The 17,449-nt window shown below is 39.4% G+C and carries 24 protein-coding genes and 1 tRNA gene; 6 read left to right on the forward strand and 19 right to left on the reverse strand.

Features of this window, described 5'->3' with window-relative positions:
* Positions 1-14: 14 nt before the first annotated feature.
* Positions 15-1,034, reverse strand: coding sequence for a potassium channel family protein (locus DESACI_RS14385; RefSeq protein ID WP_014827924.1), 1,020 nt, complete (start codon positions 1,032-1,034; stop codon positions 15-17).
* A 37-nt stretch (positions 1,035-1,071) separates the two neighbouring features.
* A complete protein-coding gene (locus tag DESACI_RS14390; protein WP_014827925.1) occupies positions 1,072-1,905 on the reverse strand; it encodes a PHP domain-containing protein in 834 nt (277 codons plus the stop codon).
* A gap of 157 nt (positions 1,906-2,062) precedes the next feature.
* Here DESACI_RS14390 and DESACI_RS14395 point away from each other — a divergent pair.
* Positions 2,063-2,136: transfer RNA gene (locus tag DESACI_RS14395), tRNA-Trp, on the forward strand.
* Between the two features lie 496 nt (positions 2,137-2,632).
* Here DESACI_RS14395 and DESACI_RS14400 read toward each other — a convergent pair.
* From DESACI_RS14400 to DESACI_RS14410, 3 genes are all read right to left on the reverse strand, one after another.
* On the reverse strand, positions 2,633-2,896 hold the full coding sequence (locus DESACI_RS14400) for a hypothetical protein (protein ID WP_014827926.1): 264 nt from the start codon (positions 2,894-2,896) through the stop codon (positions 2,633-2,635).
* Positions 2,897-2,938: 42 nt separating this feature from the next.
* A complete protein-coding gene (locus DESACI_RS14405) occupies positions 2,939-3,259 on the reverse strand; it encodes a hypothetical protein (RefSeq protein ID WP_014827927.1) in 321 nt (106 codons plus the stop codon).
* Positions 3,260-3,362: 103 nt separating this feature from the next.
* Positions 3,363-3,734, reverse strand: coding sequence for a hypothetical protein (locus tag DESACI_RS14410; RefSeq protein ID WP_148271312.1), 372 nt, complete (start codon positions 3,732-3,734; stop codon positions 3,363-3,365).
* Positions 3,735-4,137: 403 nt separating this feature from the next.
* On the opposite strand from DESACI_RS14410, the gene DESACI_RS14415 reads away from it, so the two are divergent.
* From DESACI_RS14415 to DESACI_RS14425, 3 genes are all read left to right on the forward strand, one after another.
* Positions 4,138-4,347 carry a helix-turn-helix domain-containing protein gene (locus tag DESACI_RS14415; protein WP_014827929.1) on the forward strand — a complete coding sequence of 70 codons (210 nt, stop codon included), beginning with the start codon at positions 4,138-4,140 and terminating at the stop codon, positions 4,345-4,347.
* Between the two features lie 167 nt (positions 4,348-4,514).
* On the forward strand, positions 4,515-4,742 hold the full coding sequence (locus DESACI_RS14420) for a type II toxin-antitoxin system HicB family antitoxin (RefSeq protein WP_014827930.1): 228 nt from the start codon (positions 4,515-4,517) through the stop codon (positions 4,740-4,742).
* Complete coding sequence (locus tag DESACI_RS14425) at positions 4,739-4,969, forward strand: type II toxin-antitoxin system HicA family toxin (RefSeq protein WP_014827931.1); 231 nt, start codon at positions 4,739-4,741, stop codon at positions 4,967-4,969. The genes DESACI_RS14420 and DESACI_RS14425 overlap by 4 nt, the downstream gene beginning before the upstream one ends.
* Before the next feature lie 146 nt (positions 4,970-5,115).
* Here the strand turns inward: DESACI_RS14425 and DESACI_RS23135 are convergent, their stop codons facing one another.
* The 11 genes from DESACI_RS23135 to DESACI_RS14475 all read right to left on the reverse strand — a co-directional run bounded on the left by DESACI_RS23135 (position 5,116) and on the right by DESACI_RS14475 (position 13,414).
* On the reverse strand, positions 5,116-7,611 hold the full coding sequence (locus DESACI_RS23135; RefSeq protein ID WP_014827932.1) for a phage tail tape measure protein: 2,496 nt from the start codon (positions 7,609-7,611) through the stop codon (positions 5,116-5,118).
* Between the two features lie 381 nt (positions 7,612-7,992).
* On the reverse strand, positions 7,993-8,886 hold the full coding sequence (locus tag DESACI_RS14435; protein WP_014827934.1) for a hypothetical protein: 894 nt from the start codon (positions 8,884-8,886) through the stop codon (positions 7,993-7,995).
* Between the two features lie 213 nt (positions 8,887-9,099).
* Positions 9,100-9,324, reverse strand: coding sequence for a hypothetical protein (locus DESACI_RS24985; protein WP_014827935.1), 225 nt, complete (start codon positions 9,322-9,324; stop codon positions 9,100-9,102).
* A complete protein-coding gene (locus DESACI_RS25555; RefSeq protein ID WP_014827936.1) occupies positions 9,315-9,440 on the reverse strand; it encodes a hypothetical protein in 126 nt (41 codons plus the stop codon). The genes DESACI_RS24985 and DESACI_RS25555 overlap by 10 nt, the downstream gene beginning before the upstream one ends.
* Positions 9,441-9,485: 45 nt before the next feature.
* Positions 9,486-9,806, reverse strand: coding sequence for a hypothetical protein (locus DESACI_RS14445; RefSeq protein WP_014827937.1), 321 nt, complete (start codon positions 9,804-9,806; stop codon positions 9,486-9,488).
* A gap of 21 nt (positions 9,807-9,827) precedes the next feature.
* Positions 9,828-10,619 carry a sigma-70 family RNA polymerase sigma factor gene (locus DESACI_RS14450; RefSeq protein ID WP_014827938.1) on the reverse strand — a complete coding sequence of 264 codons (792 nt, stop codon included), beginning with the start codon at positions 10,617-10,619 and terminating at the stop codon, positions 9,828-9,830.
* A 299-nt stretch (positions 10,620-10,918) separates the two neighbouring features.
* A complete protein-coding gene (locus tag DESACI_RS14460; RefSeq protein WP_242833061.1) occupies positions 10,919-11,926 on the reverse strand; it encodes an ATP-binding protein in 1,008 nt (335 codons plus the stop codon).
* Positions 11,820-12,671 (reverse strand): hypothetical protein, encoded by an 852-nt coding sequence (locus DESACI_RS14465; protein WP_014827940.1) that lies wholly within the window; start codon positions 12,669-12,671, stop codon positions 11,820-11,822. The genes DESACI_RS14460 and DESACI_RS14465 overlap by 107 nt, the downstream gene beginning before the upstream one ends.
* Positions 12,672-12,717: 46 nt before the next feature.
* Positions 12,718-12,861 carry a hypothetical protein gene (locus tag DESACI_RS24585; protein ID WP_158310186.1) on the reverse strand — a complete coding sequence of 48 codons (144 nt, stop codon included), beginning with the start codon at positions 12,859-12,861 and terminating at the stop codon, positions 12,718-12,720.
* Between the two features lie 88 nt (positions 12,862-12,949).
* A complete protein-coding gene (locus tag DESACI_RS14470) occupies positions 12,950-13,186 on the reverse strand; it encodes a hypothetical protein (protein ID WP_014827941.1) in 237 nt (78 codons plus the stop codon).
* Between the two features lie 3 nt (positions 13,187-13,189).
* Positions 13,190-13,414: a helix-turn-helix domain-containing protein gene (locus DESACI_RS14475; protein WP_014827942.1), complete on the reverse strand. Its 225-nt coding sequence runs from the start codon at positions 13,412-13,414 to the stop codon at positions 13,190-13,192.
* A 159-nt stretch (positions 13,415-13,573) separates the two neighbouring features.
* Between DESACI_RS14475 and DESACI_RS23140 the strand changes: the two genes are divergently transcribed.
* Positions 13,574-14,233 (forward strand): helix-turn-helix domain-containing protein, encoded by a 660-nt coding sequence (locus DESACI_RS23140; protein ID WP_014827943.1) that lies wholly within the window; start codon positions 13,574-13,576, stop codon positions 14,231-14,233.
* 4 nt (positions 14,234-14,237) lie between these two features.
* A complete protein-coding gene (locus DESACI_RS14485; RefSeq protein WP_014827944.1) occupies positions 14,238-15,632 on the forward strand; it encodes a tyrosine-type recombinase/integrase in 1,395 nt (464 codons plus the stop codon).
* A 782-nt stretch (positions 15,633-16,414) separates the two neighbouring features.
* On the opposite strand, the gene DESACI_RS14490 is transcribed toward DESACI_RS14485, so the two are convergent.
* Genes DESACI_RS14490 through DESACI_RS14500 form a run of 3 tightly spaced genes read right to left on the reverse strand, consistent with a single transcriptional unit; the run spans position 16,415 to position 17,376 of the window.
* On the reverse strand, positions 16,415-16,717 hold the full coding sequence (locus DESACI_RS14490) for a hypothetical protein (RefSeq protein WP_242833062.1): 303 nt from the start codon (positions 16,715-16,717) through the stop codon (positions 16,415-16,417).
* Positions 16,718-16,737: 20 nt separating this feature from the next.
* Positions 16,738-16,947 carry a hypothetical protein gene (locus DESACI_RS14495; protein ID WP_014827946.1) on the reverse strand — a complete coding sequence of 70 codons (210 nt, stop codon included), beginning with the start codon at positions 16,945-16,947 and terminating at the stop codon, positions 16,738-16,740.
* A 60-nt stretch (positions 16,948-17,007) separates the two neighbouring features.
* Entirely contained in the window at positions 17,008-17,376 is a 369-nt protein-coding gene (locus DESACI_RS14500) for a hypothetical protein (protein ID WP_014827947.1), read from the reverse strand.
* Positions 17,377-17,449 lie beyond the last annotated feature (73 nt).

The raw sequence follows: 17,449 nt of genomic DNA on the forward strand, positions 1-17,449 counted from the left end.
CTTTCTCTTTTAGTCTAACCAAAGTCTACAGGCTTTAATTTTGTATGATTGGCGGCAACCTTTTCCAAAAGACGCAGTTGATCTCTTAATCCTAACACGATGAGGAGATCTCTTTCCAAAATTTCCTCTTGAGCACTTGGATTACTAATAACACGATTCTCACGCACAATTGCTAAGATCATGGCCCCAGTCTGTTGTTTAATACCGCTTGTTGTCAATGTTCTTCCTATCAGACATGAACCTTGATCAACCTTGAGTTCCATGATTTCCATCTCGATGTTGTGATCTTGGATAACCGTTTCGATATAGTCAATACTGATGGGCTTTAAAATAGACATCGCCATGCGCCAACCGCCTAAGATGGCCGGAGAGATTACTTTGTCAGCTCCTGCTCGCAGCAGTTTATTCTCAGATTCTAAGCGATCCATTCGGGCAACCACTTGAATATTAGGGTTTAACCCTTTTGCTGTTAAGGTGACAAAAACATTTAAAGAATCATCAGGAAGTGCAGTAACTAATCCTTTCGCTCGTACAATTCCTGCCTTTTTTAAAACGTCATCTTGAGTAGCATCATTATGAATTACAAGGTATCCTTCCTCAATAAACTCCTGTGCCAAATCCTCCCGTAGTTCAATGACGACGCTGGGATGCCCTTCTTTGCGAAGACGATAAAGCACTTGCTTGCCAACACGCCCCGCTCCGCAAACAATGATGTGGTCCTGGAGTTGTTCAATCTTTTTATTCATCTTCCTTCTCCCATAGGCCCCGGCCAACTGACCTTCAATCAAAAATGCCATCATAAGTCCTGCAAAATAGAGCATTACTCCTGCCCCGCCAATCATGAGGATGATGATAAACACATGCCCGGCATCTGATTTTATTTCAAAATCCCCATAACCCACTGTCGTAATAGTCTCCACTGTAAAATAAAAAGCTTGAGCTAAACTTAGGTGCTCAGTGACCATTAATCCGGTTGTTCCAAAAAGCAATGTAATCACTAAGGCTAAAAAGGCAAGTCCGATACGCCTACCCAACGAATCACTTCTTTCCTTCCTGCAAACCTTTCAGCATTTATAGACTTCTGTCTAAAAGAATCCGCAATTTATTAACGCCATCAACCGGAACATCCATCTGGCCTATTTGAATTTGACCAAAAGGTCCGTGATAATCGCTTCCCCCCGTAGCTAAGAGAGCAAATTGAGCTGCAACTTTCGCGTAGTAAGAAATTAGACTCCGCTGCTGTTCCCAATATCCATAATAGACTTCTAGACCGATGGGCCGGTACCTAAGCAAGTCAAAGACTATATTTGGCTGGCGCAATAAACCGGGATGCGCCACAACCGGCAAACCACCGGCATTAAAAATCAAGTCCACCGCATCTTCAAATCGATGTTTCAAATAGGGAAGATAAGCTATCCCACCAGGGCGAAAATAAGCTGCAATATCTTGCCAACTTTTTGGATTAATTTCACTATACCGGTTATATATAGCTCGCATAATATGGCCTTTGCTTACAGCTCCTACCGAACCCACCTCACGCTCGACATCTTTCCACTCAATGGCGAGTCCTCCTTTTTGGAGCGATTTAACCATTTCGTAGGCCAGAGTAGTCCGCTGATAGCGAAGCTCACTTAGACGGGTTTGCAATAAAGAGCTGCTAATATCCTTAAAATAGCCAAGAAGATGAACTTCCTCACCCTGAAAATTTGTTAATAACTCCACACCGGGAATAATCTCAATATTATGGTGTTTGGCCAGCTTTTTTGCCCTTGAGATACCCTCCGTACTCTCATGATCAGTAATAGCAAGCACATTAATATCCTGTGTATGGGCGAGATTTAAGACCTCTTCGACTGTAAGGGAACCGTCCGATTCTAAAGTATGGACATGTAAATCAATCCTCAAGACCCACTCCCTCCCATCGGGTTATCTTATTTATGCCTATTCTGGCTTTTCTTTAAAAATCCTGCTAATTATTATTATAATTCATTTAATTCAGCTCCAGAAATATAGTTGACACATATCTTATTTTAAGATATAATTCAATTCGTCGCAAAATTAAAGGGGATTAGTTTAATGGTAGAACAGCGGTCTCCAAAACCGTCAGTGCGAGTTCGACTCTTGCATCCCCTGCCAAGCTAGAAACCGCATCCAGCAAGTGATTGCTGGATTTTTTTATTTAACAATTTTGGCTACTGCATAAGGGATTGGCTACTATTTGGCTACTAAAGATATTAAACGATATAAAAAGCTACATTAATATATACGAATTATTGAGGGCATATCTATACGTTAACTAGATACCAATAAGTCCAAAACGTGCCTAATAACTGGGCACGTTTTCACTTGTACTTCTAACCGTAGTCAGCAAGTCAACCGATCAATTATATCCCGAAAACTTATGAGCGGTACTTTTCCAAATGCCTTTTGATTCTCGTTCTAATATTCCCAAATGATTAAACCATAACACCTAGATTGACCGTGTAGCCCTTGTGTTCCCCTCTGAGCGGTTTTTATTTGCTTCCTAGTAATCCAACCGTTTAGCAAAACCGCTTCTCTGAAGGCGTTATATGCTGTCCATTATTTATATTTATAAAACGATTGGGGGCAAGAACGGACTAGGAAAAAATCCCTAGTCCGTGACTTTACCAATGATCTTTAAGCCTGAATTAATATCACTTATTACCTGATCGTAAGCCGTCTTTAAAGCATGACTGCGGTTAGAGTAATAATCTAAAGCCCGGAAATCCTCAGTCTTTTCAGCCTTTTCAGCTTGTTCTTTGTTTTCTACGCTTAAGTCCTTTAAGTATTCAAGTGAAGACGTAACTCTTTTTAAAATATAAATTAAATCATCCCGGGATAGTTCATCAAAATTGAAATCAAACAGTTGCCTCACTCCATTCGTTCCAAGCTATTTCCAAGTTGGGAATCCCTTTTTCTATCTAAAAATACTATTTTGGCCGTTTTTAGCTCGTTCAATCTCGCCCATCAGAAGAAGAGCGTCAGTAAAACCAAGTTTATAGCTTGACATTTGAAGTTCTGCCTGAAATTCTCCCTCAAGCATCTCCATTTCTAAGTAATCCTTGAATATTCGTTTGCGCAGAGCCTTGCCGATCTTATTAAAGATTCTGTCAGTAATCGCTTTGTGCTTACGAAGATTCTCGTCATGCTCCCAAGAATGGTAAAAATCACAAGAGCGCGGACGCTCCTCCATCAGCTCCCGGATCGCCTCACTCAATGGCCTAGCCGGTTCCTTCATTCTCATAACCTCCTCAATTTTATCTGGGGTTACTAACTTATTTGTAGTAACCCCTTTTCAAATTCGCAAGCGCTTGCCAATTTCATAAAAGATAAGAAATTGATCAAGCTAGGGCTTGACGTTGACAGGTCCGGAATAATGCTTCAATGCTCATTTTGAATTCTTTGTGCATAATCAAAATGTCGGCATAAGCGAAATCAGCATTGTTATATCTGGACTCCCTTCTTTGATAACACTTCACGGAAATTCCCAGCATTTTTGCCATGTCAGCCTGCTTATGACCTTTTAATATCCTCATTACTTTTAAAACGAAATACCCCTTCGCTTCAACTGCTCGCAGCTCTGCTCTAGCCGTTTTGCTCAAACTGTTATACTTTTCTTTGGTCAATGTCAATTCTAGGCTCTCGTCTTGAGAAAGCGGAATTCTTAATTCGACCTGTGTTCCCTCACTGTCTAGGGATTCACGATTAATCACTCTTATCTGCATAGATAATTCATTCCTTCTCATTGCCTTAGTTAGGGTTATGCCTGAAATTTACCAGTAAAATAACAATTCCAATTATGGGCCTTACGTTTTGCCTGGGTATGTTTCCCTAGTAAGTGGAGAAAGTTTTTGAATAACTTCATTGAAAAATTTTCCTCCTTTTTTGTTATTGTTCATTTGGGGATACGTTAATTTAGAAAAGTTATTGACTAAACTCAATAAGAATTAAATGTATTATTTGTTATACCTAAGTATAACATGTTAAACCATATGTTACAATGTAAAATCTGTAAATTTGTTTACTAAAATAAACTTTTTATTTATAATATAGACGTAAGTTTAATATATAAATAGCTGAGCAGAGACTTTGTTCGGCTGAAGAAAGAGGTTAATTATGATAAGTTATAAGCCATTGTTAAAACTATTAATTGACAGAAATATAAAAAAGGGTGAATTAATGGAATTAGCTAACGTATCAAAGGCCACTATTGCAAGGTTAAGCAGCACAGATAAGTATGTTTCGCTAGAAGTAATAGATAAGCTGTGTGCTGTCCTTAAATGCCAACCTGGGGACCTACTCGAATACATACCTGATGAAGAATAATAAGAGAAACAAAACTTACTGAAAAAACAGACTACTTCAAGTCTGAGAAACAAGGTAAACTTGAATACTACAACCGAAATTCTTTAAAAGTTTACCCAATTTGAATTTAATTCGAGTGCTGTCGTTTCAACCGACAACATTAATTAAAAAGGAAAGGGGGAACAATAATGCGTTATAAAATCGTTTTCGAATGGGACGAAGGCGATGGCGGCTTCACTGTGACCGTTCCTGCTCTGCCTGGTTGTATTACTGAAGGAGATACCATTGAAGAGGCTCTGGTCAACGCTAAAGAAGCTATCCGGGGATATCTTAAAGCCCTTGAAATACAGGGAAAACCAATTCCGCAAAGTGATGCTATTCCTTTCGAAAAGCAAGAATTGGTGATTAATATATGACGCCCCGCCAGCCACGAGTATCAGGAAAGGATGTTGTAGCTGCCTTGCGTCGAGCGGGATTTAAAGAACTTTATATTGAGGGCAGCCATCATTACCTTGAGCGGCCAGATAATAAAGCCCTGGTAACTGTGCCGGTACATAGCAATAAAATCCTTAAACCCAAGACTTTAAAAAGCGTTTTGAATCAAGCCGGCCTAACCATAGAGCAACTTATGGAACTCTTATAAAGAATGTAAAGGGTACTCTTCAAATTGGAGAGCCTTTATTTCGCCTATAGAAAAAAGTTGCAATTGCCTATTCCTTTTTTATAGGCTGAAGAATTAGATTTGGGATTTTAAGGGTATCCATAAAGTATGGATACCCTCTTTTGTATTTATGCCATATTAATGGCCGCGGCATTTATTTTTAGAACGAGGGCGTCGGCGATCTTATCAATATCAGAATCATCTCTAACTACTCCGTTCAAGGTGAAGTAGTTATTAATGACTGCATTTCCCAGGGGACTGCCCGTTGTCCCTGATCCGCTTAACGTTCCTTGCTGCATATTGGATTTAATGCCGAGTGCCACGTCTTTTACTTTGTCTGTCACAAGATGGGCGTTAACCTTGATACCCTGGCTCATCCCCTTCATGAAGTCGGGCATCCAGGTTTCATAATCGGTCAACGGGCCAACATCCGGAACCGAAAAGTGGAGATAACTTCTGATTTTATCTGCAACACTATTTACTGCATCACCAATTCCCCCAATAGCCCCTTTGATACCATTGATTAATCCCTGAATCATGTCCTTTCCATATTCGAGCATCTTGGCCGGAAGGTTCTCTATCCAGGTTAGTGCCGTGGTAATTCCGCTAATAATAGAAGTTCCAATGTTGCTGGCTGCATTTAGGAAACGTCCCGGTAGGGTCTCAAACCAAGCAACGACCCCATTCCAGGTGTTTATGGCGAGTGTCTTTATGCCCGCCCAAGCCTGGGCAAATGTGGCTCCGACAGCATCTAGGGCATGAGCAAAGATGCTTTTGATATTTTCCCAGATATTCGAGAGGTCCGCGCTAATATTTTTAAAGATTTTACCCGCATCTTCCTTTAGTTTGCCAAAATTCCCCGTCACAAGGTCTATAATAAGCAAAACCGCTCCGAGAAAGACGTTTTTAATGATATCCCAATAGCTCTTAAAAATCGCAACATAGCTATTGAATATAGATCTAAGGTCGTTAATCTGCTGTTTAAAATGATTAACAATCGCCTTAGCAAGCCCTAAAACAGCATTTGCAATCCAATTTATAAATGTCTTTACACCGTTTACTATGCCATTCCAAGCACTTAGTGTTGCGTTAACGACTGCCGTCCATGCCCCAACAACGACAGCTTTTATGCCGGTGAACGCCGCCTGAATATCTGCCCACAGTTTCTTAAAGAACGTACTTATCGGACCCCAATATTTGATAAGCAGAAACGCAGCAAGAGCGACCGCTGTTATTACAACAATAACCATTCCTCCCGGTGTTGCGAGATATTTTAGAATCCCTCCTGCATCGGAAATTGAATGTGTTAGCCTAGTAAAAGACTGAATAGTCTCTCCTATCCCGTGAGTCAATTTACCGAGTATTAAAATTGGAGGACCGACAGCCGCGGCGATCATGGCAAACTTAATAATTGCTTGCTTCGTGCCATCATCCAAATTTGCAAAGCTTTTAACTAGATCCGTTATTTTATTAACGATTGGTATAATTGATGGAAGAATATCTTTGCCAAATGCAATGCCAAGGGCATGAACAGACTGAGTTAACTCCTTAAACTTATTCTCTTCAGTATTTTTCATAGCGTCAGATAACCTCTGAACCTCGCCTGTGGCTCCATTTGCGCTATTAGCTAGGTCGGCCAGAAACCCTCCACCTTTATGAAGTAGAATATTCCAGGATGATAAAGAATCTTTGCCGAATATGGTTGCGATGGCAGCTTGCTTTTGCTGATCGGTCCAACCCTCTGTTTTCTTCTCCACCTCGTTCAGAATTGTCGACAGGTCTTTCATATGGCCTTTACTATCAAAGGCGCTGAAGCCCATTTGATTTAATGCCTTCTGCATTTTTATGGTCGGCTTTGTAAGATTTACTAGACCGGCTTTTAATGCGGTTGCCGCAGTATTCGCGTCGACCCCGTTAGATTCCAAGATTCCGATCGCTGCAGCTGTTTGCGCCATCGGTTGATGCATTGCATTTGCTGTGGATCCGGCTACACTGAAGGCTTCACCTAATGAGGTTATGCTCGCTTTCGTGTGGTTGGCTATATATGCGAATGTGTCGGCCATATGTGCCATGTTTTTAGTTGTTTGGGCTGAATTATTCGTTTTCATGCCGTAAGCTTCGAGTGAAGAGCCAAGCTGATCAACGACCGTGGAAAGTTGCTCATTCGCTCCGCGCGCTGTTAATAGGGATGTGTTCATGATGCTCATAGCTTCATCCGCTTGATAGCCATCTTTAACAAGCACGAGGAGACCTTCATTGATTGATTCGGTGGATTGTCCAAAGTCCTCTGACCACTTCAGAGATTTATCAGACATATCTTTCATGAGGGCGTTAACCTGAGATTCAGGAAGCCCTCTTGCTTCAACTTCCTTACGGATGTCGGCCATCTCATGTTTGAATTTCGTGGCTGCCTCTGAGGCGGCAATCCCTAATCCAATAATGGGCAAGGATACCTTCGTGGATATATTTTTCCCGACCTTCTCCATATCCTTGCCAACTGATACCATGCTACGACCGGCATAACTAGCTTGTCTTTGAAATTGCGATAGATTGCCGTTCACATTTCTCAATGTTGCTGAAAACTGATCCCGTAATCGGATTACCGCATCGATCACACGTGCCATTTTCTAATCAACTCCTTTCAGTTTTCCATACATCTTCTTACACTTTTATTATTTGATATTGCCAAACATAACTAATTCTTCTTTAACACTTTTCCCATTATCGGTTAAAACAAAATCACCATTTTTATTTAGTTCGAAATATCCCATTTCTCCCACCCAGAGCCACCACCCCTTTTCTAAAACTTTCAAAAACGGATTTTTTTATGAAGTTGAGGGGGCCACGGTCCAGCTTTGAAAAGCTCTAGAGATTTGATGCCCCCCTACCCCAAGAATAATATGCCCTTATACGTGCATAGCATTATGACACGATGACTTAAGGTTTTCTTATAGAACCTAACAAGGGACCGACCGGTTTTACCTGCCAATCGATCCCGTCACTCATTAGGCTAAGCCTTTACGTACGACATTTCGAAATTTTATCTTTGCAAGATTTCTAATATTTCCCATATCGTGTGGGTGAGCATTTGAAAATAGTTCTGGCCATAGCACATGAAAGACATCTGAAGACCAGAGAATATTAAAAGTATAATCAGAGTCCATATCGACAATGGCTAGTTCAAGTGCATCCCTCTCAGCCTTAATCTGGTCTATCTCTTTCTTTTTGATTCTCCTTTTCTCTATGACTTCACTTCGAAGCCTATCCAATGTATTAACGGTGTTTACAGCAATTTGCAGGCATCTCCTGGCTTCTTCTTGAGTGGCAGCGTCTGCAGATAAAAGCGCCCCGAACCTTTCCTTATTGCTCTTCAATTTGTTCAAGATGTTTTCATTTGAACTAATCTCATCACTCAATTGATTTATCTCTTTTTCAATCTCACTCAATTTTATGGCTTTTTCATCTTCTCGAATCAAGTCCCTGTGTGGTACAATACCTCGATATGCAGTTCTCTTGCATTCCGCTTCGAATTTATGCAATTTAAGTTTACGAATCTTATCTTTTATTTTGATAATCGTCACCCCACCACAATGACTAATAGCCTGTAAGGTGGATTCAATTCGCTCCACTTCATCAGTTGCAATCCTTACTTTTTGAGATGTTTCAACAGTACTATTTCCACGCATTTCTTCTGATACAAGTTGAGCTCTTGAAGAAATCAAGTTTTTTCTTGCTTCTTCTAATTCCGCTTCCAAGCGGCCTGATGCTTCAATAATAAATTTTGTATTATCAGTGATCATTGACTTGATTTTAGATGTTTCCGCCTCTAATTGTGAAAGTTCATTTTTTGCGTTTACATACTCGGGAATACTTAATAGATTGTCAATTTTTTTTGCCATAATATTTACATCCTTTCCTACTACCCAGCTTTCTTAGTGCTTCTAAAATCATTGGCTTTCGTAATTGAGCCATTGATCGAACATCTTAGCTGCCTCAGATTAAATGTTCCTTGATACTTGAGTTTCCTAGCCTTTGATGAACAACAGGCTCTCTTAGTTTTCGGCATCAATTGTAATCACTAAAAATCATCTCCTCGCTTTCTTTCCGTAGCCTTAACGTTCAATCATCCAGGTAAGTTCATCAATCTCTCGAATTTTATACCCTTCAGCTATGACTCGATCCTTTAGCCTTTTCCTAAGCCTATTTGCTCTTATGAAATCTTTCATTGGTTTGATATCGGGCATTTTCGAAAGCTCGCTTATTACGTTTTTAAGCCTTTCTTCTGGGACTCGTTTGCCGTTACAACCAATAACTTTTTGCGAATGTATTAACGCCAAAAGTAAGTCGGCTCCCTCTCCCTAATCTTGTCCCGCATAGATTTCATGCTGCACATACCAGTTAATTTATGTTCTATGCCTAAAATTTCATTATAATCCACTTGATCCTCACTCACTTTCCAACCTCCTTATGATGAGTCCTTAAGCTGAATAAACTCATATCATTTGCTTAATTCATCATTACCTCCAATATCCTTCGGCATAACAGCCAAAGTTAAATCAAGCTGAAAGTCTAGAGCACTATAACAATACATTGGGTAATGTTCATTCCCTAATTTCCAAAAACGAACTGTCGCCTCTAAGTCCGGCAAAATAGTTTTGATCTCCTTGAGAATACGAATAGCCTCATTTTGGCCAATAACTTTAATAACAAGCTCTTTGAAAGGATTAGCATTATTAAAATGCACAGAGTCAATCATAGGATCCTCAATAAGTTTTGAAATTTTCCCGTATTGCTCGATAGTTAAATTAATTTTGTTCAATTTTTAATCCTCCTTATTTGGTTATTCTTCAAATACTGACTTATAGACTAATTCGCCAAATCGAATCCTAATGATCTCCCTACGTAAAACTGAATCCTCAACCACTGAAGAGAATGAGGTTTTAAATCCCTTAAGACCTTTTCGAGCATAGAAATTTGTCTTCCGATCAATCAGATATTCTTTTGCAATCAATTGAATGGCCTTGGATTTTCGGATATTCCGCAATGATTTATTAACTATCTGATGAGCTCTTTCCCGAGTGAATCCATGTTTCTCTCCAATTGCTCTCAAAGTTAAGCCTGCAAGGAATCTCTCGTAAAAAATCTCTTGTTCCATTGGCCTTAATTGTTTTGATTGCTCCAGGATAACCCTACAGTCTTCCTGATCTGATAATTTCTCAATCAAATCGTCATAGACATACCTAGATTTTTTATCTTGCATGGTATCGGCAAGGGTAGGATTGCTATCTTCATTTTTATCTAATGGCTTGTCCATTGATAAAGCGTCAAGCAATGGATCCCGTTTACTAGTACGTATGCCCAGGGCCTCTCTTACTGTATTCGCAAGGTGCTTATCCAGATAAGTGTTAAATTGAAAGCCCGATGATGGGTTAAAGTCGCGAACTGCATTCATCATTCCAATAAATCCCGCTTGAAGTAAATCATCAAGCTCAACCTTGTTTGTACTTCCATCCCTTGGTAAATATCGTTGAAAAATGATTTTGATTACTAACTTCTGAACCTGTTCCCAAAGCGTAATCAACAACTCTGTTTCACCGCTTTTTATTTTTGAGGCTAACTCTTCATTGGTCACTTGCCATACACCCCCAAAAGCATTAAGATATAAATAATTTGAAAAATGCTCGGGAGAAAAAACTCGTCTGTTGCTATCAGACGAGTTTTTTACATTGGCACAGCTCCGGCCTTTATATAAACTTGAGCTGACTCGATATAAGAATACGATCTATGGTTGTTTAGCGTCCTACCATTGTATTTCCATTTTTCTCCTGCTTTACAATACGGGCAATAAGTTATCTTGTCGACGATATAGCCCGAACCTTCCGTGACTTTATAAAGTTTATAACCCTTTCCGGAACAAAAGCCGCAACTCATTTATTTCACCTTCCTATAGTCCGGCGCGTTCAAATAAATTCCCTTGCACATTTCATGCAATCTACTTACGATGCTCTCGGCAATGTCGCTATTCTTATTCACAGCGAGCTTATCAATCAATGTTTCAAGATTGAAATTGGTCGTTACAACAATTGGCAAATTATTTTCATATCGTGTATTTACGATGCTGAAGAGTTTTTCTAATACCCAGTCTGAAGCGCGTTCCTTGCCTAGGTCATCAATTATAAGTAAATCAACTGTGCTGTATGTTTCGAGTATGTCTAGTTCGTGGTCTTGACCTCGATCCTCAACATACGTTCGTTTGATTTTTCCCAGCAAGCTTAGCAAGGTACCAAACACCACTGGAATCCCTTTGCTAATTAAATCAATCGCTAAAGCTGCAGCTAGGTGAGTCTTCCCAGTTCCATATGGGCCGCTCAACATAAAGCCAAGCCCCTGATCTGCAAATTTTCCGAATCCATCGGAGTACCTTTTAACCGACTCGAAGGCTTTTGAATTATAACTATTGACTTCGAAGCTTTCGAAGGTTCGACTACGGAATCGTTTTCCCATTTTACTTTGATCAAAAAGCCTTGTTGCACTGGCCATAAGTTTGGCCTGCTCTTTTTGTTCTTGCATATCTAATTCAGCCTTTTCCTTAGCTTGGTCAACCTCTTTCCAATACTTAACCGACTCTTTACAATTACATCGTTCGGGTTCTTTTTTCCATTTCAGAATTGTTTTTGTTAGTAATGATCTCATCCCCAAATAAAGCAGTTCCTTGTTGCAAAATTGACACCTAATGGGCTTGGACGGTTCAGATTCAACTAGGAAACCATACCGCTTAATCTCACTTGGAGTCAGGTATGCGGGAATTTCGTTCATTTCCTCAGTCGTTAACTTAATCCTCGAAGCCCCGGCTAAAGAATACCTTGTCCTCGTCACTAATGAGTTCCCAGGGCTTTCTCTTTGGCTGAGGATCTCTCCCATTAAAACCGGATTTGTCATTATTCCGCTCCCCCTTTTCGCAGTAGTTAGAATTCATTTTCAAAGTAAGTTGATCAAATTTTTCTCTCAGCTTTCTAGCTGATAAAATGTTCTGTTGCCAAAACGGATCTCTTTGACTCCAATTAATAAGAGCCCTTATTTCTTCTGGGCTCCGCTTGTCCAGGCGAATCATTTTATCAATATCTATAGCCCAGCTTTGAAGGTTAGGTTTTTTTGCCTTCGAGTTGTTTTCGAGGATTAAACTAAAAAGCTCATTTGCTATTGAAAGCTCAGTTGAATCGTCGGCAAACTTGTTTGGCCGATAAGAAGATATATTATTATTTGAGTTATTATAGTTATTTACATTATTGATTGTGTTTTTTTGATGTACTAACGTTGTTCTAATGCTGTCTTTTTGCTGTTCTTTTGCTGTTTGCATATCCTGCCAAAGCCCATAGTTTACTACGGTTAAGGCTGTTTTTTTGCTGTCTGATTTTTTGACGATCATTGAGTCTGCCTCTAGAAGTTCTAGAAAAGTTCTAACCTTAGTTCTTGACCATCCCCAATGTTTAGCGAGTTTTACCTCACTGGTTATTACATCACCTCTCTTAGCCTCAATAATTTGATTTCCCAATAAAAACTTTGAATCTTCATGATTGGCCATTAGTAATAAATCAATCCATGCTTGACCTTTGCTAAATGGTTTATCTTCCCATAGCCAATGATTTTGTATTTGACGATGTACACTGATCCATCCCTTGGCCATAACCCTTCACCGACCATTCAAATTCCTTTTAATACTAAGGGACCTCTCACTTGTCTGAGCGGTCCTTTAGTATTTTACTTATAGCTTGCTTAGGTGTAGGATCATTGACGCCGAAAGCATTTTTTGAATCAAGTCCAAATTCCCGACGTTCTTTCCTACGTAATTCACGTTGTTTTTCCCTGTTGCGCACATTTACACATCCTTTCAAAGGCATGATTAACTAAAGCTAGTGAGCAATACTGTAAAGGTAACATTCACTAGTTAAATTACTATGCTCACTAAACTTCAATTTTACGGAGAATCCCAAGTGGTTTTCTTCCCGTTTCTTCAGCCGGTGGATTTTTAAGATAGTCCTCCAGAAGGTCCATGTCGATTAAGTATCTATTTCCAGCCATATGACACTTAAGTTTTCCCGACTTAACCAGCTGTCTTACCCACCATTCGCTGATACAACTTTCGGGATCTTGCTCTTTGATAGACTGAACTGCTTGCTTGATTGTACGAATCCTAGCCACAAATTACACCGCCTTTTTATCAACGATTTCAAAAAGCTCTTCAAAAGGAACTCCCAAGGCATTAGCTATACGAACTGCATTAGCTGGTCTTGTGGTATTGACGCCACTCTCAAGCCTTGAAATGACTAAATAATGAACTCCTGCTTTTTTTGATAAAGATGAGAATGTATCTCCCTGTTTTATACGAAGCTCGCAGAGTTTATCAGATTTAACTTTTAATATTTTCATCGTATCTCCTCCACACATATTTATTCATGTGTAAAATTTACACCACATTTGTATGCTTGTCAACATATTTAATCTTAAAAGAATTTAAAGACACATATTTGTACTTTTGTTCAACATGATATATAATGAATAAAAATGAAGGTATGTGAGGTTTTTGTCATGCTAAATAAAAGGTTAAAAGAACTCCGAGAGGAAAAACTATTAACTCAAGCAGAACTAGCAGAAAAACTGAATATAAGCCGCGGATCAGTGGGGAACTATGAAAAAGATGAACGTATGCCAGACGGAGAAGTTCTAGTTAAATTTGCTGATTTCTTTGGCGTATCTACTGACTACCTATTGGGGAGAAGTGATTTTAAAAATTATGGCCAGGAATATGATTTTCGGAGAAAGTTAGCACCAGAATTCTTCGATGATTTAAATAGAAGATGCAAAGACTATGAGTCAAATCCATTAATCCGTGAAATTAACGAACTAATGGTTTCCGTCGACGAAAAATATTCAACAATAGTAAGTGATATCATTACTGGAAACATTAGATTCCGTAAGCTTGCACTAGATTCTCTCGACAAACTTTTAAACATGGTAGCCTTAACTGGTGAAATTCTAAAGGAAAACGAATACGATTCGGACATGGACGAATACATTAAGTTTCTCAACAAATTAAAGGACACCTCACTTCTTACTTCCGATTTTGGTAATATTCAAGCAGATCAAACTCAAATTAGAGCTTGTAACAGATTCTTCAATGAATTTATCTCATTTTATATTTATTCGATAATTGATTCGGAACCAATAACTGAAATCACGGAGGAATAAGCATATGGCATCCATCAAAAAACGAGGTGAAAACTCATACCAGATAACAGTTTCCTGCGGATATGATGGGACCGGTAAAAAAATAGTTAAGACTAAAACTATTACATTGGAATCAAGCCTAACTGCAAAACAAATAGATAAGGAAGTCCAAAAACAGGCGGTACTCTTTGAGAAAGAAGTCGAGGACGGAACTTATCTAGACGGAGGTAAATTGACCTTTGCTGAATTTACCGAACGTTGGATAAAGGATTATGCTGAAAAGCAACTGCAGCCAAAGACGTTTCTCAGATACAAAGATATGCTTGATTCTCGTATTCTCCCTGCCATAGGTCATATTAAGCTTCAAAAGCTGCAGCCTAATCATCTCTTACAGTTTTATAATAACCTAGAGGAAGACGGCATTAGACTGGACATTAAATACTCGGTTAAACCTGAATTTAACGAGTTGATGAAACAACGAGGATTAAGGATTGTGGACCTTAGCCGATCTGCAAAGGTAGGAACCGAAACTATAAGAAGAATACGCTCAGGATCCTCTATAACTGCTAAAACGGCAGAAAAATTATGTAAGACACTTAACGTTAAGATGGATACACTATTTATCAAAGAAGAAGTTGGTCATCTCTCTGGCCAAAGCATAAAGCATCATCATCGACTTATTAGCTCTATTCTAACCAATGCAGTACAGTGGCAGTGTATTCTTAATAATCCTGCCGCTCGAGTCAAGCCGCCAAAGGTTGAGAAAACAGAAGCGTCACACTTTGATGAGGAAATGACTGAACACATGTTAACTCTTCTCGAGGAGGAACCGCTCAAATATAAGACTATGATTTATTTAGCCGTTTACTCTGGCAGCCGCTTAGGTGAAGTCGCAGGCCTAGAATGGTCAGACGTTGATTTTGAGAATAACCTTTTACGGATATGTAGAGCATCACAATATTTGCCCGGCAAAGGAACTTTTACTAAATCCCCTAAAAATGATAGCAGCCAAAGAATTATTACTATGCCGCCGTTAGTTATGGATTTGCTGAAAGAATATAAAGCCTGGCAAAATGAAGAACGGTTAAAGTGTGGCGACCAGTGGCAGGATCACGACCGCTTGTTCACTCAATGGAATGGTAAGCCCATTTTTCCCTCTACTCCAACAATATGGTTTAAAGATTTCCGCCGAAAGCATGACCTACCAGACGTTAAATTTCATGGTCTAAGGCACACAAACGCCTCTCTATTGATTGGTCATGGCGTAGATGTACAAACAGTCGCTAAAAGACTTGGTCACACAAAAGCGACCACAACAACGAGCGTATATAGTCACTTTTTAAGAAAGCCAGACACTGAAGCGGCAGATAAACTACAAAACCTATTTAGCAACAAGAAAGATACATCGAAACAGGCATAAAAAAGAGCACATTCAGTGATCGAATGTGCTTTTTGGGGTCGAAAAATTGGCTACTATTTGGCTACTACGAGTACAAAAAGTAGCCATAAAACGCGAAAAGTTAAAGTAAATGAAAACGGACAAACCTAGATATACCAATGGTTTCACGCATTTATGACAAGATACAAAACGAGAAATACCAGACTCCAAAACCGTCAGTGAGGGTTCAACTCCTTCATCCCCTGCCAGTATTTATACCAAGAGACTGAGCGACTTTATGATTAGGTTGGGAAAAAAAGTGGAACATTCGTTTTTAAAGTTACATATGTTATTTTAGAGTAGGGTTTTAGATCCTACTCTTTTTGCAGACTGACAGCTCTCACGACATGAATAGTATTGTTTCAAACGACAATTTCCAAGGCGATATATATATTACAGTAAAGGCCGGGCAGTATTTGAAGTTGGCCAGAGCAAAACTTAAACTTTGATAAAGGCACCCAACAAATAAGAGAGCGATTAAGCTCTCTTTTTCATGTGTTAGTGCATAAGAATTGTAAGGATGGTTGAGATACTGCTAATATTATGCCTAATATTGGGGCTAGGGCGAGCTCAACTAGCAGCTCTATTCTCTATCTTTCATTATACAAATACCTTCCTTCTTCCATTCAACCTCAGAAAAAACAAAAAGAGTCTAGTCTAGCGCTCAAGATCTTGAACGTCTAAATTTTCCTCCGTCTACCGCGGTAATAGCTTGTTATTCTGTTTTGAGTATTTTGCCGTAAATATGAATCAATTTCAAGTCTTTACATTTTCCACAGCATCCACTTGCATGTATTCAGTTCGTACTTAATCTCGAAGGGACGCAGTTCTCCGTTAATCTTGCTTTGGCATTTGAAGACAAACATTGGATTTCCTGCAAGCTTCTCTTGGGATACGGAGAAAACTTGCTCAATTTTGATTTCTTTGTCGTCAAGCTTAAATCGGGATGGATGAGGGCGACCATTAAGTTCGAACCAAGCAATGACTTCGATTGGTTTGGCCAAGATTTTATGGGGATTTTCACCTGAGAATTGCACAAAGCCATCTGGATGAATTGAATGCTTCACTCTATCTTCTGTGGGAAATTCTACCATCCACTCATTGGAAATTGTAAAATAGTGCTCATGAGCTTTTGATTGATCAATGATATATTCCTTGAGATAACCTTAGCCTTTAATTCGTCCTGAGTTAAGCCGTAGTTGCCTACGATATAACGTCCGATAGCCTTTACTCCTGCGTTCTTAAGGGCTATGGCACTTGCGGCTGATATTTTTATAGAGCAGTCAATTCCATACATTTGCTTTCTCCTTCCAATTTAAATGGACAAAAGAAAAGAGCCGCCCGTTTGGGTGACTCTTTACACATCACATTGCCTAATCACATCTGGTATTTTCACATGAAGATGTGCTAAAAGCATTTTAAGTTCTTCCCGTTCTTCTCGAGCTATGGCTAACTCTTCTTTGACTATGGATAATTCGGCCATGACTGTATCGTGAGTTTCTTGAGCTCGAAGTTCTGCCGAACGACCCATGACATTCTGCCCGACCATAAGAAGTGGGAGCGCCCAGAGTTGCACCCAACCTGACCAATAGAAAATTTGACTTTGAAAAGGAGCAAAAAAAGGAATTAGCGGTAATAAACCATAAACAAAAAAAGCATAAAACATCCACATCGTTCCGAATACAAGCGTTGCTTTTTCGGCCAAAAAATCATTTAATTTCCTCACTACTAAATCATCACCCCTATCACCTCATTATAACAGAAGTCGAGATTTTATAAATTACTTGTTCGCTTCAATG

Source organism: Desulfosporosinus acidiphilus SJ4 (assembly GCF_000255115.2).
GTDB classification, from domain to species: domain Bacteria; phylum Bacillota; class Desulfitobacteriia; order Desulfitobacteriales; family Desulfitobacteriaceae; genus Desulfosporosinus; species Desulfosporosinus acidiphilus.